This is a genomic window from Kiritimatiellia bacterium (assembly GCA_025054615.1).
GTDB lineage: Bacteria > Verrucomicrobiota > Kiritimatiellia > CAIVKH01 > CAIVKH01 > JANWZO01.
The window spans coordinates 185,491-199,572 of the sequence record JANWZO010000001.1; the positions used below are offsets into that span (position 1 = coordinate 185,491).

The 14,082-nt window shown below is 61.3% G+C and carries 13 protein-coding genes and 1 tRNA gene; 1 reads left to right on the top strand and 13 read right to left on the bottom strand.

All coding sequences use genetic code 11. The features are described from left to right. Window positions 1-62: 62 nt before the first annotated feature. From clpB to NZ740_00855, 13 genes are all read right to left on the bottom strand, one after another. On the bottom strand, window positions 63-2,675 hold the full coding sequence (clpB, locus tag NZ740_00795) for an ATP-dependent chaperone ClpB (GenBank protein MCS6770546.1): 2,613 nt from the start codon (window positions 2,673-2,675) through the stop codon (window positions 63-65). 144 nt (window positions 2,676-2,819) lie between these two features. Next, window positions 2,820-3,857: a UDP-3-O-(3-hydroxymyristoyl)glucosamine N-acyltransferase gene (gene lpxD / locus NZ740_00800; protein MCS6770547.1), complete on the bottom strand. Its 1,038-nt coding sequence runs from the start codon at window positions 3,855-3,857 to the stop codon at window positions 2,820-2,822. Window positions 3,858-3,873: 16 nt separating this feature from the next. After that, complete coding sequence (locus NZ740_00805) at window positions 3,874-4,467, bottom strand: OmpH family outer membrane protein (GenBank protein ID MCS6770548.1); 594 nt, start codon at window positions 4,465-4,467, stop codon at window positions 3,874-3,876. Window positions 4,468-4,488: 21 nt separating this feature from the next. Continuing rightward, a complete protein-coding gene (gene bamA, locus NZ740_00810; GenBank protein MCS6770549.1) occupies window positions 4,489-6,840 on the bottom strand; it encodes an outer membrane protein assembly factor BamA in 2,352 nt (783 codons plus the stop codon). Beyond that, on the bottom strand, window positions 6,837-8,264 hold the full coding sequence (dnaB, locus tag NZ740_00815) for a replicative DNA helicase (protein MCS6770550.1): 1,428 nt from the start codon (window positions 8,262-8,264) through the stop codon (window positions 6,837-6,839). The genes bamA and dnaB overlap by 4 nt, the downstream gene beginning before the upstream one ends. 4 nt (window positions 8,265-8,268) lie before the next feature. Beyond that, window positions 8,269-8,718, bottom strand: coding sequence for a 50S ribosomal protein L9 (gene rplI / locus NZ740_00820; protein ID MCS6770551.1), 450 nt, complete (start codon window positions 8,716-8,718; stop codon window positions 8,269-8,271). A gap of 14 nt (window positions 8,719-8,732) precedes the next feature. Continuing rightward, entirely contained in the window at window positions 8,733-8,924 is a 192-nt protein-coding gene (rpsR, locus tag NZ740_00825; GenBank protein MCS6770552.1) for a 30S ribosomal protein S18, read from the bottom strand. A gap of 88 nt (window positions 8,925-9,012) precedes the next feature. Next, entirely contained in the window at window positions 9,013-9,507 is a 495-nt protein-coding gene (gene ssb, locus NZ740_00830) for a single-stranded DNA-binding protein (GenBank protein MCS6770553.1), read from the bottom strand. A gap of 6 nt (window positions 9,508-9,513) precedes the next feature. Then, on the bottom strand, window positions 9,514-9,819 hold the full coding sequence (gene rpsF / locus NZ740_00835; protein MCS6770554.1) for a 30S ribosomal protein S6: 306 nt from the start codon (window positions 9,817-9,819) through the stop codon (window positions 9,514-9,516). A gap of 54 nt (window positions 9,820-9,873) precedes the next feature. Continuing rightward, window positions 9,874-10,431, bottom strand: coding sequence for an aminoacyl-tRNA hydrolase (gene pth / locus NZ740_00840; protein MCS6770555.1), 558 nt, complete (start codon window positions 10,429-10,431; stop codon window positions 9,874-9,876). A 59-nt stretch (window positions 10,432-10,490) separates the two neighbouring features. After that, entirely contained in the window at window positions 10,491-11,204 is a 714-nt protein-coding gene (locus NZ740_00845; protein MCS6770556.1) for a 50S ribosomal protein L25, read from the bottom strand. A 44-nt stretch (window positions 11,205-11,248) separates the two neighbouring features. Beyond that, the gene (locus NZ740_00850; GenBank protein MCS6770557.1) at window positions 11,249-12,175 is read right to left on the bottom strand and encodes a ribose-phosphate pyrophosphokinase; all 927 of its coding nucleotides are present in this window, start codon (window positions 12,173-12,175) and stop codon (window positions 11,249-11,251) included. Between the two features lie 10 nt (window positions 12,176-12,185). After that, a tRNA-Gln gene (locus NZ740_00855) sits at window positions 12,186-12,259 on the bottom strand. A gap of 248 nt (window positions 12,260-12,507) precedes the next feature. Between NZ740_00855 and NZ740_00860 the strand changes: the two genes are divergently transcribed. Next, on the top strand, window positions 12,508-14,013 hold the full coding sequence (locus tag NZ740_00860) for a GGDEF domain-containing protein (GenBank protein MCS6770558.1): 1,506 nt from the start codon (window positions 12,508-12,510) through the stop codon (window positions 14,011-14,013). The last annotated feature ends 69 nt before the right edge of the window (window positions 14,014-14,082 follow it).

A 14,082-nucleotide genomic window follows, 5' to 3' on the forward strand; every position in this document is an offset into this window, starting at 1 on the left:
CCTTTTACCGGCCGGAACAGCGAGCCGTCAGGCTCTGGCACGGAAGGGCGAACCCCACCCGCTCAGGCGACCCGGAATGCGAGGTCGCCGCCGGGACCGACATCAGCGATGACCCGGCTGCCCTCGGCAATGCGACCGTCGAGTATTTCCAACGCCAACGCGTCCAATACCTTGCGCTGAATCACACGCTTCAGCGGACGCGCGCCGAATACGGGATCGTAGCCCTCGCGGGCCAGCAACTGCTTGGCTGCCGGAGTCAGCTCCAGTTCGATCTTCTGTTCCTCCAAATGCTTGCGCAACCGCGCAAGCTGGATATCCACGATTTCGGCGATCTGCTCCCGGGTGAGGCTGTGGAAAATGATGATTTCATCGATCCGGTTAAGGAACTCGGGCCGGAAGGAGGCGCGCAAGACTTCGTGGACCCGGGCTTCCATTTGCTCGTACGCCGGATCCTCCGGTTTGAGATCGGGGTGCTGCTGAAGCGTTTCCTGAATGATGGAGCCGCCAAGGTTGGAGGTCATAATGATGAGCGTATTCCGGAAATCGACTGTTCGGCCCTGCCCGTCGGTCAGCCGTCCATCGTCCAGAATTTGAAGGAGCACGTTGAAGACGTCCGGATGGGCCTTTTCGATCTCGTCAAAGAGCACGACGGAATAAGGTTTCCGCCGCACGTGTTCGGTCAGGTATCCGCCTTCCTCGTATCCCACATAGCCGGGCGGCGCGCCGATGAGCCGACTGACCGAGTGTTTCTCCATGAATTCGGACATGTCGATCCGGACCATGGCGTGTTCGTCGTCGAACAGGAATTCCGCAAGCGCCCGGGCCAGCTCGGTCTTGCCGACCCCCGTGGGGCCGAGGAAGATGAACGAGCCGAGCGGGCGATTGGGGTCCTGCAGGCCGGACCGTGAACGCCGGACGGCCCGTGAAACGGCGGAAACTGCCTCTTCCTGTCCCACCACCCGGCGGCGCAGGCGCTCCTCCATGTGTAACAATTTCTGTTTTTCAGTCTCGAGTAATCGGCTGACGGGAATGCGGGTCCAAAGAGACACAACCGTCGCAATGTCTTCAGCATCCACCTCCTCCTTGAGCATCCGCCGGTCCTTTTGAAGCTCGGCCAGCTTCGCCTGGGCCTCTTTGATCTGACGCTCCACACTAGGAATTTTCCCGTAGAGGATCTCCGCTGCTTTGCCAAGGTCATTGGCGCGCTTTGCGGCCTCTTCTTCGCCGCGAAGGAGCTCCAACGACTGGGTCAGGGATCGAATTTGTCCGATGAGTTCCTTCTCCTTTTCCCAATGGAGCATCATGCCGGATAGCTCCTCCTTCAACCGCGCGCGCTCGGCGTCGAGCTTCTCGAGGCGCTCCCGGGAAGCATCATCCTTCTCCTTTCGGAGAGCCTCTCGTTCGATATCAAGCTGGAGGAGCTTGCGGCGAACCTCGTCAATCTCGACCGGCATACTGTCGATTTCCATTCGCAATCGGCTGGCCGCCTCGTCGACGAGGTCGATCGCCTTGTCCGGCAGGAACCGGTCGCTGATATAGCGGTGCGACAACGTAGCCGCGGCGACGAGGGCCGCGTCCTGAATCCGAACGCCATGGTGCGCCTCGTAGCGCTCGCGGAGGCCGCGGAGTATGGCAATCGTGTCTTCGACGCTGGGCTCGTTGACCAAAATCGGCTGGAACCGGCGCTCAAGAGCCGGATCTTTCTCGATGTATTTCCGGTACTCGTCCAGCGTCGTTGCGCCGACGCAACGCAATTCCCCACGGGCCAGTGGCGGCTTGATCATATTCGAGGCGTCCACCGCGCCCTCGGCCTTGCCCGCTCCGACGAGCGTGTGCAGCTCATCGATAAACAGGATGATGCCGCCCGCAGCGTCCAGCACCTCCTTGATAAACGCTTTGAAGCGGTCTTCGAATTCTCCGCGGTATTTCGCGCCGGCTAGCATCGCGCCGAGGTCCATCGCGATGATTCGCTTGTTTTTGAGGCTTTCCGGGACGTCGCCAGCCACAATTCGCTGCGCCAATCCCTCGGCGATCGCGGTCTTGCCCACGCCCGGCTCACCGATCAGGACGGGGTTATTCTTCGTCCGGCGAGACAGCACCTGAATCACGCGCCGGATTTCCGTATCGCGCCCGATGACTGGATCCAGTTTGCCCTGGCGAGCTGCCTCTGTCAGGTCGCGGCCGTATTTCTTGAGTGCTTCATATTTGTCTTCGGGGTTTTGGTCCGTCACGCGCTGGCTGCCGCGAACGGCTTGCAGCGCCTTCAGTGCCGAGTCGTGAGTGACGCCCGCCGACTTGGCCAGACGCGCAAACGCCGAATCATTGGCGTCCAGGGCAGCGAGAAAAAGGTGCTCCGTGCTGACATAATCATCCTTCATCTGGGCCGCGAGGGCGAAAGCCCGCTGCAAAAGTTCTCGAAACCCGCGAGAGGGGTATCGGTCGATTGCGCCCTCAACTGTCGGCCGCTTCCTGAGTTCCTGATCCAACTGGGCGCGCAAACTGTCGGGCTTAGCGCCCAGCCGCTCCAGGAGTGGGCGGACAACGCCTTCAGGCTGTTCAAGAAGGGCCGACACCAAGTGGTCGACGTCCACTTCCGGGTGCCGCCACTCGTCAGCAATGCGCTGTGCGGCCTGCACAGCCTCCTGAGACTTAATGGTCAATTTGTCCAGTTGCATGACTGTCGCTCCCGGCGCCCATTGTGCGCCAAATTGTCTCTAAAAATACTACACGTAATTCTCACAAGCATTTGAAGATCAGATAGATTCGTAATATCCATCCGACCCTAAGTTTTTAGAGCAATCGGCGTGCCAATAGCCGGATCAAACCAGCTTGGCTTCAAGAGCTTGAAGGCGTTTTTCGAGGGCGAGGAGGCGCTCGCGGAGCTCGGGCAGGCGGGCGAGCGCGGCGTGCTGGCGCGCCGCCTCCTTTTGAGGCGTTGCGGGGAAACCGATTACGTATGCTCCCGGCGGAATGTCTTTCGTCACGCCGGCCTGAGCGCCGATGATGGCCCCTTCTCCGATGGTCAAATGGCCCGCAATCCCCGCCTGGCCCGCGAGGATCGCCTTGGAGCCGATGCGCGTGCTGCCTGCGATCCCAACCTGCGCGACGATAACGGCGTGGTCACCAATTACGACATTGTGAGCGATCTGGACGAGGTTGTCGATTTTCACGCCATTTCCGATGCGCGTCTTCCCGAATCGCGCGCGGTCGACGGTCACATTCGCGCCGATTTCCACGTCATCCCCGATGACCACAATGCCAATTTGCGGTTGTTTCGTCCGAGTGCCATCAGGGTTGACGTCGTATCCAAATCCATCGCTGCCGATCACGGTGCCATTGTGAAGCCAGACGCGGTTGCCGATGACGCAGTACTCGCGGATCGAAACATGCGGGTAGAGTCGGCAGTCCGCGCCGATCCTAACTCCTTGCCCGATGAAGCACTGTGCGCCAACGATCGTGCGGGGACCGATTTCCGCACCCGACTCGATGACGGCAAGAGGGCCGACATGGACCCCTTCGCCCAACCTGGCATCGGGACTGACTACCGCCGAAGGGTGGATGCCCGGCGGGTAGGCCGGTTCCGGTCCGGCAAACCAGCGGGCCACCTCGGCAAAGGCACGCTCAGGTTTGTCAACCTTGATCAATGGACAGGGCGCCGGCGCGGCCCAATCCTTGGCTACGATCAGGGCGGATGCGCGCGTCACGGCCGCATCCGCTGCGTAGCGCTGCTGTGACACGAACGCGATCTCGCCGGGACCGGCGTCCCGCACGCCAGCGACGCCCCGGATAACAGCCGAGCCGTCTCCGACCCATTCAGCGCCGAGTCTTTGCGCAATTTCGCTGACGGCCAGCTCCATGAGTTGGCAACGGGCCCTATTTCTTTTCCGAGTTGAGGATATCGATCAGTTCTTGGGTAATGTCGAATTCCCGGTCGTAGAACAGGACGTTGGGGACCCCGTTCAAGTTGTCGCCGGAAATCTCGAGGACGGCAAGATATCCCTCTCTCTCCGCGTGAGACTTCAAAGCGTCCCTGATTTCGACCACGAGCTTGTCACGGATTCGCTTCAATTGCTCGGCCATCTGGCGCCGGCGACTTTCCTCAAACCGTCGAATCCGGCTTTCCATTTCACGCATTTCGATAAGCTTTTCCTCCGCTTCCGTCCGGCGGGCGGTGCGAACCTCATCGCTCAGCGCGGTGTCTTCGGATTCCTCCCGAGCCTGCCGGAAAGATTCCTGCAGCTCCTTGAAGCGATCGACCATTTTTCGAAGTTCTTCCTTCAACTCCGATTCCTGCTCCTTGAGCTGCCCCTCGGCGAGTTTCGTTTTGTAATACTCATCAAAGACCTTGTTCATGTCGACAAAGACGATCCGCCCCGCCTCGCCCTGCGCGGCAGCGGGGTATCGAGGTGCAGCCGCAAACAAAGCGGCGGCGGCAACAACAAGGGGGAGATGTAGCGTTCGGGTCATAGGGGCTCCTCGCAAAGTGACTCAAAGCGAATAACCAATCATAAATTGAAAGCGGCCGGAGCGGCGCCGGTCATCCGGATCGGTTTCGATGGGCCAGGCATAATCGAACCGCAGGGGAAACGCAGGGAAATCGATCCGGAGGCCGACACCCCAGTCCGAATTGTAGGTGGAAAAATCCCACTCATACGGCTCCCGATACACGTAGCCGATGTCATAGAAAAGCGCAAAGCGCAGCTTTTCATAGACAGGGATAGTGTACTCTGCCGCACCGAACCAGGCGGTCTGGCCGCCGATTGGATCTCGGTTTTCGTCTTTCGGGCCGACCCTCCGGAATTTGAACGCGCGCAGGGTGCGGGCGCCGCCGAGGTAGAGCCGTTCGAAAACCGGTACGTCCTCAGCGTCGCCGTGAGGCTCGACGACCGACGTCCACAGGCGAAGGTTGAACACGTGGTCGTACCACAGGGGCACGAAGGTGGACACCTGTGCCTCGACGTTGTACACGTCCACATCGCCTCCGAGGGGGCCTCCGGCGTACATGCCCCCGAGGCTTGAGCGCGTGCCGCGAGTGGGAATGAACGCGCTGTCCCGTGAATCGCGAACCACGGACGCATTCAGCGAGCTCTTGAGATAGTCACCGGCCTGCGATTGGAAAAACTCCGACGCATCCGCATCCACATTGTGGATCTTGATATTCTCAAGGCCGTAGGAAAGATTGAACCGCGTAAACGCATCCAGCGGCACGCCGATCCCGACCTCGCCCCCGGTCTCCCGCTGTTCATAGACGCGGCTGAGGTAACTGCGGTTTCTCCGGTACAAATTAACAGTCAGCGCCAACCGCCGGTCAAACAGCCACGGCTCCGTGAAGGTCAGCTCGAGGTCATTCCGCTTCGTGCCGGCCGTCCCCCGGAGCCGCAACTTCTGTCCGCCCCCGACCGGCGGCCAGTTGAAGAGATCGAAATTCCCCTGCGACAACTCGGCAAACCCGATCAGATCATCCACGCTTGAGAAACCGGCGCCGATCAGGAACTGGCCGGTCCGGCGCTCCTCGACATTGATGGCCAGGTCGACGAGATTCGTGGTGGGTGTGTCGACCGGTTCCGCTGCGACGAGGTCGAAATAGCCGAGGTTTCTGAGGCGCAGCTCGGTGTTTCGGACGCGCACATCGTTGTAGACGTCCCCGGGCAGGACCGTCACTTCTCGGCGAATGACCTTGTCCTTCGTGCGCGTGTTTCCGCGAATCACAACATCCCGCACCCGAACCGGCTCACCCTCTTCGCGCACCGCGATCTCGACATCGACAACCGGCTCCTCTTGGCGAGGTGAAACCGAGGATTGGATCTCGCTGCGGATGTAGCCCCGACTGCCATAGAAATCGCGAACCGCCTGGTGGGCGCGGTTGAGCGCCGTTTGGGTGGCGACATCATTCGGTCGATTCGTAACCGTGCGCCGGACGTCCTCGATCGGGAATTTTTTAGGGCCAACCACGCGAATCTCGCCGAATCGATACCGAGGCCCCGTCTCGACCGGGATGAGGATGTCGATCTTCTTTTCTCCGACTCGTTCCAGGACCGGATCCCCGACTTTTGCGTCCAGGAAGCCGCGGTCGCGCAATTCGCGGCGAACCGTCTCAAGGTCCGCGTCCAGCTCGTCTGGCTTATAGGTGCCGGCTCCCGTCAGCCAGGAAAAGATGTTTGACTGCCGCTGTTTCATCGGGCGCCGCAGATCGTGACCCGTGACCGGAGGGCGGTCAAAAAACCAGGGAAAGATGGCGCGGGCGGCGCGCTCCGCGCGTCCGGGGTCCGGAAGATCACCGAACCGGATTCGGCGGATTCTCGCACGGGGCCCTTCTTTCACCTGAACGATCACATCGGCGGTTCCGGCAATCTCATCCTCGCGGATCGTCCACGAGAGGCTGGCATCCGGAAATAATTTCTTCTGATAGTGTTCCTGGACGGCCTTTGCCCTAAGCGCAAGTACAGCGTCGTCCACCAGGTCTCCTGGGCCGAGGGCAAGCAGTTCCCGAACCTTCGCATTGCCTATTTCGTCAGCCCCTTCAATTCGGATCAGGCGGATCCGTGGCTTGCTGCGCACCTGGTAGATCACAGCTACGCCGCCGGGCGCATCTTCCACATCCGCCGCCACATACGCGAACCGGCCCGATTGCTGAAGTGCACGAACATCTCGCGCCAGCGCGGCGCGCGTAAGCTCATCGCCGACCTTGACACTAATGAAGGACCGGACAACAGCCTCATCGACAGGCCCGCCTCCGCGCCGTTCAATGCGGATTTCGCGGATCTCCGCGCCGAAGGCGGGGGCGCCGGCGATCGCGCAGCCAACCCACAAGGCCCAGAGTGCTGTGCCCCAGCGCTTCAAAACTCTCCCGAACTGGGCCGGAACTCGCCCGCGGCGGTGTCGGTCTGCAAGCGGTTGGCGAACCGAGTCGTTTCTTCAAAAAAATTCAACCGTATTTCTCCCGTCGGGCCGTTACGATGCTTGGCAAAGTCGACGATGGCAAGCGTCTTGTCGCTCGCCTCGGGGTCCGACGGATATTTGCAAGGCCGCCTGAGCAACATCACGACGTCCGCATCCTGCTCAATGGAGCCCGAGTCGCGCAGGTCAGATAATTTCGGCACCGCGATTTTGTCGCGCGTTTCTGGCGCGCGGCTGAGCTGGCTGAGCACAACGACGGGGACATTCAACTCTTTCGCCATCGACTTGAGGGCCGCCGAGATGGCGGCCGTTTCGCGCTGGCGCCCCTCGCCGCTCTTTTGGGTATAATTCAGCATCTGGAGGTAATCGACCACGACCAGTTGGATGTCGTACTGCTTTTTCAGCCGCCGCGCCCGCGCGCGCAGTTCCACGACCTCCAAGTTCGCGGTGTCGTCGACAAACAGCCTTGCCTTCTGAAGGTCGGCAGCCGCGTGAACCAGGCGCTGATGCTCATCGGCGGGCAGAATCCCCTTGAGCAGCCGGTGGGAGGAGATCCCCGCGCGGGAACACAGCATGCGTTTGGCCAGCGCCTGCCGCGGCATCTCCAGGCTGAAGATCGCCACGGGCCTCGGCTGGTGGTCGCACACTTCGCCCATCGCGACGTATTCCGCGATGTTCATCGCCAACGACGTCTTGCCCATCGAAGGCCGCGCCGCAATGACGATCATGTCGGCCGGCTGGAAGCCCCCAGTAATACGGTCAATGTCGACGAAGCCCGTTGGAATCCCCGTGACGCCGGTCTTGGTCTCAAAGATGTGCTCGATGTGCACCATCGTCTCCTTGATCGCCTCCGACCAGGGGATGACGCTCCGGGCCTGATAGTGGGAGATGTCAAAGAGCTTTTGGGAAAAGTCGTCGAGCAGTACATCCGCATTTTCATCGCCAAGCCTGTAGCACGCCTCGATGGCTTCGTTGGACGTCTCGATAATGCGCCGGAGAATGTGTTTCTGCCGGACGATTTCGATGTAATATTCCAGCGCCGCGGACGTAGGCGTGGAGTCGATCAGGCCCTCGATATACGAAACGCCGCCAATCAGATTGAGCTTGTCCTGGTCGCGCAGCCGCTGGCCGACGGTGAGCAGATCCACCGGCCGGCCCTTCTCATGGAGGTCGAGAATGGCCTCGAAGATCGTTCGGTGCGCAGGGATATAGAAGGATTCGGCGCTGATCCGGCGTTCGAGCGACAGGTCGATCGCGCGCGCCGCGTCCACCATCATCGAGCCAAGCAGGCCGCGTTCCGCCTCTTCACTGTGCGGAGGAACCTGCCGGGCTCGCGACGCGGTTGCCGGATCGTCCGGCCTGGCCATCGGGCTACTCCGCAACCAAGGTCAGCTTCAATTCGGCGCGGATTTCCGGCATGAGCCGGATTTCGAGCTTGTGGGGGCCGAGCTCCTTGAGCGGATGCCCCATCATGATCTTGTGTTTGTCGACCGTGATGCCGTGTTTTCCCAAAGCAGCCGCAATATCGCCCGCGGTGACCGAGCCGAAAAGCCGACCTTCCGCGCCTGCGCGGACGGGAATGGTGAGTTCGAGGGCTTCAATTTTGGCCTTCGTCTCCTCCGCCTCCACACGCCTTGCCGCGCGCTTGGCCTCCGCGGCTGCGCGCCGTTTCTCCACCTGGCGGCGGGTGGCCGTCGTGACGGGGGCCGCGATACTGCGGGGGATTAGGTAGTTCCGGGCATAGCCGTCGGCGACCTTCACAATGTCGCCGGTCAATCCCAATCCGTCGACATCCTCCATCAAAATGACTTCCGTTGCCATCTCGGAACCTCCCCTCAGGGCAGCAACCCCATCACGCGGGCGCGGCGGATGGCGGCCTGAAGCTGGCGCTGCTGGCGGGCCGTCGCGCCCGTCATGCGGCGGGGCATGATCTTTCCGCGCTCGGTCATGAATTTGCGTAGCAGTTCGCTGTCCTTGTAGTCGATCTGCGCGACGCCCTCGAGATACTTGGCGCCCTTCTTGAGCATTGGCTGCAGATCGCCGCCCGATTCCCGGGCCCGGTTTCGTTCGGTTCGATCAGATGATGACATGGTCGGTCCTCTTCTCGTTCATCTGCTAAAAGGGAAGGGAATCATCGTCGTTTTCCGGATCGTCGGAGTCGCCTTTCGGTCCCCGCGATGCGGCTGCGGGTTTCTCCGCAGAGGACTTGGCGATGCCCCCACGAACAGGCGGAACATCCTCCTCCGGCGCATCGCCAATCTCGTCGCGGCCCTGGCGGGAAGCAGGATCCAAAAACTGGACCGTCTCGGCAATCACACTCAGCTTGGATCGCTTTTCGCCGTTTTTCTCCCATTGATCCAGTTTCAGTCTACCCTCAACGAAAATGAGTGAGCCCTTACGCAGGCAATCGCTGCAGATGTCGGCGGTCCTGCCCCACGCGGTCAGGTCGACAAAACACGTTTCCTCCCGCGCTTCCCCTTCAGCCGTCCGGTACCGCCGATTGACCGCAAGCCCCATCTCCGCCACGGAAGTCCCGGCTGGCGTCGATCGCTTCACCGGGTCTCGCGTCAGCCGGCCGATCAGGAATACCTTGTTCAAATAGGCGGACATGTCACATCAGGCGGCGGCACCGGCCGCTTCCGGGATTCGAATAATTTGGAATCGGAAAATCTCTTCGTTCAATTTGAACCGCATGCGCAGGGTGTCGACCTTCGATCCATCCAGACGGAATGTAACGACCATGTATTGCCCGGCATTGTGTTTTTTCAACGGCCGGGCAAAGGCGCGACGACCCAGGCGCGTCTTGGACTCAACTTTCCCGCCAAGTTTTTCAACCTCGGCCGACACTTTCTCGAGAGCGCTTTCCAGAGCCTCGTCGTTGAAGGACTCGGGAAAAATGATCATGGCCTCGTATCTGTTCATTCTGTCCCTCTTTCCGCGTAAAAACTGATACTTTGCCAGGTCCCGTCGCCCGATTCAATTAAATCTATTCATCGCCTGATCCCACCCTTCTCGAAGCGCCACTGCAATCGCGTCGGCGGCCCTTCGGATGGCCTCCTCAATCACCGGCCGCTCGGTGGAACCGAATCGGCCGAGTACGTGTTCAACCGTGTCGCGCTCCGCATCCCGCCCGATCCCGATCCGCACTCTCGGAAACGCTTCCGTGCCGAGATGGGCAATCAGGGATTTGAGCCCATTGTGCCCGCCGGCGCCGCCGCTTTTTCGGAGCCTCAAACGGCCGAGCGGCAGATCCACGTCGTCGACTGCCACAATCAGGTCGGCGGGCGCAATTCCTTTTTTCCGAACCAGCGGCGCCACGGCCTCGCCGCTCCGGTTCATGAACGTGGACGGTTTGAACAACAACAGGGCGCAACCTTCGAGCATGCCCTCCGCCAGCTCGCCGGTGAACCGCCAGCTCTTCCGGAACGAAAGCCCCAGCCGGCGGGCCAGTTCGTCGACGACGTCGAATCCCACATTGTGACGGGTACCTTCGTACTCGCGGCCGGGGTTGCCCAAACCGACAATCAGCTTCATGTCCAGCATCGGAATGCCGGGGGCGCGGCGCGATCTCCGTCATGCCGCCGCGGCGCGGACTATTTCTTCGCTTCCTTCGCGGGCGCGGCCTTCTCCTCTTTCTCCTTCTCTTTCTTCGGCGCCTCGCCTGCTGCCTGCTCTTCCTTCTTCTCCTTGATCACTTCCGGCTCGGCCGCCGCTGCCGCGGCCGCCGCGGCCGCAGGTGCCTCTTCCTGGCGAGGCGCGGACACGGCGACGATCGCAATGCTCCTGTCCGTGATCAGCGTATACTTGGCCGGATCGAGCTTCACATCGCCCGCCGTCAGGCTTTCGCCGATCTTCAGAGGCGAGACATCGACATCAAACGCCTCGACGATATCCATCGGCAGACATTCCACTTCGATGCTGCGCACCAGATGTTCGAGGACGCCGCCTTGCTGCGAAACGCCGACGGGCGTCCCGACAAGGCGGACGGGGATCTCCAGCCGCAACTTCTCGGTCATGGAGATCTCGTGAAAGTCGGCATGCAGAATCTGGCCCGTGATGGGGTGCTGCTGCACTTCCTGAAGCAGGACCTTCTTGACCTCGACGCCCGGGATTTCGAGGTCGATCATTACGTGCTCCGACGTATGACCGTGCACCGCGCGTCGAAACGCCTTCTCATCAACCGACACGATTACCGGCGCCTTGCCAACGCCATACACGACGCCCGGAAATTTCCCAGCGCGTCGCAAGCGCCGTCCGGCGCCCGACCCCGTTTCTCGGCGAACTTCCGCCGTCAATTTGACTGCCATTACCATTTTTTCTTCTCCGCGCCCTGTCGCCAGGGCATCACTGCCTACACTCGAAACAACGACGTAACCGACTGATTGTTGTGCACCCGCAGGATTGCCTCTCCCAGCAACTCCGCGACGGACAAGATGGTGACCTTGAACCCGTCGAAGGTGCGGGGCGGCACGCTGTCCGTCGTGATCAACTCCTCAATCGGAGACGCCTTGAGCCGCTCGACGCCAAGGTCCGTCAGCAGACAATGGGTGACGGCCGCTTTGACCGATATCGCGCCGTGCTGCTTCAGCAGCACTGCCGCGCTGGTCAGCGTTCCCGCCGTGGTTGTGAGATCGTCGACCAGCAGCGCATTCCTTCCACTGACATCGCCGACGATGCTGATTGCCTCCACCTCGGTGGCGCTCTTCCGCTGTTTACCCACGATCGCCAGGCCGGCGCCAAGCATGTTGGCGTACGCATAGGCCATTTTCAGCCCGCCCGGGTCTGGAGAAACGACCACGAGATCCTGAAGGTTCCTCTGCCGCAGGTGTTTGACGATCACGGGCGCCGCGTAGAGGTGGTCGACCGGAATGTCAAAAAAGCCCTGAATCTGCTGCGCATGGAAATCCATGGCGATCAGGCGATCGGCCCCTGCCGCGACGAGCAAATTCGCAATCAGCTTGGCCGTGATGGGCACGCGGGGCTGGTCCTTGCGGTCCTGTCGGCCATATCCGTAGAAGGGAATGACGGGTGTGATCCTTGCCGCCGACGCGCGCTTCGCCGCATCGATCATGATCAGCAGCTCCATGATATTCTCGTTCGGCGGCATGCACGTCGGCTGGACGATGAACACATCCTGCCCGCGGATGTTCTCAACAATCTTGACAAAGATCTCCCCGTCCGGAAACCGGCTGATCTGCACACCGCCGAGCGGCTCGCCGATGTATTCGGCGATCGCCTTCGCCAGAGCCGGATGCGAATTGCCAGACAGTAATTTCACAGTTCCGAGTTGGTTGCCCGACTAGGATTCGAACCTAGACTCTGGCCTCCAAAGGGCCGTGTGCTGCCGTTACACCATCGGGCAATTGGTCCGGACCATTTGTACCACAAATGGCCCTAGGTCACCCGACCTTTGACAAATCGCCCGGACGGACGCCCTGCCGGTTGCCCGGCGTCGGACGCAAGGGTCGGGAACCTAGGCCATGCATTCTAAACCGTCAAGCGTGAAAGCGCAAATCACGGCCTCGAGCGGGCCGGTCCGCGCAGGCCGATTTTCTCAGCCCGTCGGCGCGACCGGATTGGAGGCCCATGCATCTCCGTGTAAGATCCGGAATGTCAATGAAGGGGCCCTGCACCGCTATTGAACCTTCCGATGACGGACCTGTGCGGTCGCTTGTGCTGGCTGCCGATCCGGCCCGCCGCGAAGAACTCCGGCAAACTGCCCTCCGCGCCGGCGAGTCGGCGGCGGCTGCAACGGAATCGGAGGCGGCCCAACTCCTGGCATTCGGCGAATTCGAAGTCCTCATCGCCGACGGATCGCACGGCGACGAAGCGATTTGCCTAGCGATCGATGTGGCGCACAGCCTGTTCCCCTGGCTCCGTGTCATTGTTTTGGCCGGGTCCGAATGGCAAGACCAGGCTTTCGAGAATCACGCACTGCAGATTCTCCCGCATACAGCTTCGCCGGAAATGCTGCTCTGCGAGATCTTCCGCGCGGCTGAGTTGGCTCAAAGCCGGGCCCGAATCTCGGCGGGCGCCATACCGAACACCGCATGCGCCGCGCTGCACGCCTTTCGTCGTGCTATGGAATCGGCTTTCGACGAGCGCGGCGCAGAGCTGGCATTCGACCATTTCTTCGAAGGGCTGGCCACGTCTCTGCCCGCGGCCTTGGCCGCCGGCATTTGGTGGGGCGCAGAGGAATCGGCCCTGCACCTGAAGGCGCTTCAAAACGTATCCGCGCCATTTCTGGATGCGTTTGCAGCGCGCCTTTCCCGCCGAGCAACCGCCTTCTTCGGGCGTGCCGCTGACCGCATTTCTGGCCCGGCAAATTTTGACAACGGGTCAAACGAGTCCCGCGCTCGAAGCCTGGCCGGCCCGACAGATCTGGTCGCTCCGCTCTTTCGGGGCCGTGAGCTGGCCGGACTGTTGGCCGTTACATCTGCACAGCCGTTTACATTCTCGGCCAGCGACGCGATCACGCTCCGCCACGCCGCGAATTACCTCGCCATCGCGAAATTCGCTAGGGTCCGGCTTCTCGATGCCACCGGCCGCGACCCGCTGACGGGTCTCCTGAATCGAACGGGTCTAAAGGAAGCCACGCGCCGCCTCTGGCTTCTGGCCAAACGACACGGCTGGCCGATCGGCGCGGTCATGATCGATATCGATGGTTTCAAACAAATCAACGACCAGTACGGCCACGCGGCGGGCGACGACGCTTTGCGCGAACTGGCGGCGCTGATGACGCAAACCGCGAGGCGCAGCGACATTCTCGCAAGACTCGGCGGAGATGAACTGGTCGCGATCTTGCCTCACGCATCGACTCAGGACGCGCTGGCCTTCGCGCGCCGCTTGCAGAGATCAGTTCACGAGTTCGTATTCGGTCGAGAACGCTCAAACTCGATTCATCTTTCCTTATCGATCGGCGTGGCCAGCAGCGGGGACGTTCCGGAGGACAACGCACCGCCGGAAGCGCTCCTCGAGCGGTCGGATCAGGCCCTGTACGCTGCCAAAGCGGCTGGGCCAGGATCCATCCGGAGCCATTCGGTCGATTCTCAGCCGAACACCGCTGACGGGCGCAAAGGCTGCGCCCGAAGGGAGCAGCGGCCGAAGAGGGCGTAAATCGAGAAACTGCGGAGCGAGCGAAGTTAGCCCGATATCCCCGTGTGATCCTGCTGGCGCGCCGGCACG

Bases quoted from the DNA above. Each gene is read 5' to 3' on its own strand.
- clpB (MCS6770546.1), bottom strand. From the start codon at position 2,675: ATGCAACTGGACAAATTGACCATTAAGTCTCAGGAGGCTGTGCAGGCC.
- lpxD (MCS6770547.1), bottom strand. From the start codon at position 3,857: ATGGAGCTGGCCGTCAGCGAAATTGCGCAAAGACTCGGCGCTGAATGG.
- NZ740_00805 (MCS6770548.1), bottom strand. From the start codon at position 4,467: ATGACCCGAACGCTACATCTCCCCCTTGTTGTTGCCGCCGCCGCTTTG.
- dnaB (MCS6770550.1), bottom strand. From the start codon at position 8,264: ATGGCCAGGCCGGACGATCCGGCAACCGCGTCGCGAGCCCGGCAGGTT.
- rplI (MCS6770551.1), bottom strand. From the start codon at position 8,718: ATGGCAACGGAAGTCATTTTGATGGAGGATGTCGACGGATTGGGATTG.
- rpsR (MCS6770552.1), bottom strand. From the start codon at position 8,924: ATGCTCAAGAAGGGCGCCAAGTATCTCGAGGGCGTCGCGCAGATCGAC.
- ssb (MCS6770553.1), bottom strand. From the start codon at position 9,507: ATGTCCGCCTATTTGAACAAGGTATTCCTGATCGGCCGGCTGACGCGA.
- rpsF (MCS6770554.1), bottom strand. From the start codon at position 9,819: ATGAACAGATACGAGGCCATGATCATTTTTCCCGAGTCCTTCAACGAC.
- pth (MCS6770555.1), bottom strand. From the start codon at position 10,431: ATGAAGCTGATTGTCGGTTTGGGCAACCCCGGCCGCGAGTACGAAGGT.
- NZ740_00845 (MCS6770556.1), bottom strand. From the start codon at position 11,204: ATGGCAGTCAAATTGACGGCGGAAGTTCGCCGAGAAACGGGGTCGGGC.
- NZ740_00860 (MCS6770558.1), top strand. From the start codon at position 12,508: ATGTCAATGAAGGGGCCCTGCACCGCTATTGAACCTTCCGATGACGGA.